This window comes from Hominilimicola sp. (assembly GCF_046972485.1).
Lineage (GTDB): Bacteria > Bacillota > Clostridia > UBA1381 > UBA1381 > Hominilimicola > Hominilimicola fabiformis.
In genome coordinates this window covers 1-1,181 of the sequence record NZ_JBKVWU010000226.1, presented here as the reverse complement: position 1 = coordinate 1,181, position 1,181 = coordinate 1, and the positions used below count along the sequence as shown (strand labels likewise).

3 protein-coding genes are annotated in these 1,181 nt (G+C 40.2%); all 3 read left to right on the top strand.

Translation table 11 applies throughout. The features are described from left to right. The coding region (locus ACLTU0_RS12000) for a HutP family protein (RefSeq protein ID WP_412322674.1) at positions 1 to 188 on the top strand (188 nt) is incomplete at its 5' end. Positions 189 to 206: 18 nt separating this feature from the next. Then, a complete protein-coding gene (gene aroH, locus ACLTU0_RS11995) occupies positions 207 to 566 on the top strand; it encodes a chorismate mutase (RefSeq protein ID WP_118445817.1) in 360 nt (119 codons plus the stop codon). A gap of 17 nt (positions 567 to 583) precedes the next feature. Further along, a partial coding sequence (gene cmk / locus ACLTU0_RS11990) for a (d)CMP kinase (RefSeq protein WP_412322672.1) occupies positions 584 to 1,181 on the top strand: 598 nt, incomplete at its 3' end.

Below are 1,181 nucleotides of genomic sequence, written 5' to 3'. Positions count from 1 at the left end.
AAGGTGCGGTTGCCGGTGCGGCACATGAGGCAATTCAGCAGATTGTCGATAAGTGCGTCGGACTTAATCTCGGCGGTAAAATCGGTATTGCAAGACACGGTTCACATATCGGTGTATGCGTATTTTTTGCTATCGGTTTATTGAATCTTAACGATGTCGCAATCGGTATGGGACACAGAGTAGTGTAATCAAAGGAGAATGGTAGTATGGTAAGAGCAATAAGAGGAGCAACAACGGTTGAAAATAATGACAGAGAAGAAATTATAGAGGCGACAAAGGAAATGCTTGAAACTATAATTTCGGAAAACAATATAAAAACAGAAGATATGGTGTCTGTCATTTTTACGATAACGCCCGATCTTGACAAAGTTTTTCCGGCTGTTGCGGCAAGAAAAATGGGGATAGTTGATGTACCGTTGCTTGATATGAGCGAGCCGGAAATTGACGGTGCATTAAAGAAGTGCATAAGAATTTTAATGCACATAAATTCCGATAAACAAAATAAAGATATGGTACACGCATATTTAAGGGGTGCAACGGTGTTGCGTCCCGATTTGGTAAAATAAATCTAAAGGAGAACAAAATGAAATATATTTCAGTTGCGGTGGACGGACCGGCAGGAGCAGGTAAAAGCTCCGTTTCAAAGGCTGTTGCCAAAAGTCTTGGCTATACATACATAGATACGGGTGCAATGTATCGTGCGGTTGCACTTTTTGCTATTAACAACGGAATAGACGCGAAAAATGAAACAGAAAAACTGATAAGCCGTCTTAACGAAGTGGAAATCGACATAAAATATACAGATGAGGGACAGCAGATTTATTTATTAGGCGAGAATGTTTCAAAGCGTATCAGAGAAGAAGACGTTTCTGTAGGTGCGTCAAATGTTGCGGTAATTCCCGAAGTCAGAAAAAAACTTGTTGAACTTCAAAGAAAAATGGCTGAAAGTGCAAATGTTATAATGGACGGTCGTGACATATGCTCATATGTACTTCCGAATGCGGACGTTAAGATTTTTCTTACCGCGTCGGCTGAATCAAGAGCGAAAAGAAGATATGACGAACTTTGCGAAAAAGGCATTGAATGTGATTTTGAGAAAATTAAAGCCGATATGGAATATCGTGACAAGAACGATTCTCAAAGAGCCGTTGCGCCTTTGAAAAAAGCTGATGACGCAACAT

Coding starts and splice junctions, on each gene's coding strand:
- aroH (WP_118445817.1), top strand. CDS start 207: ATGGTAAGAGCAATAAGAGGAGCAACAACGGTTGAAAATAATGACAGA.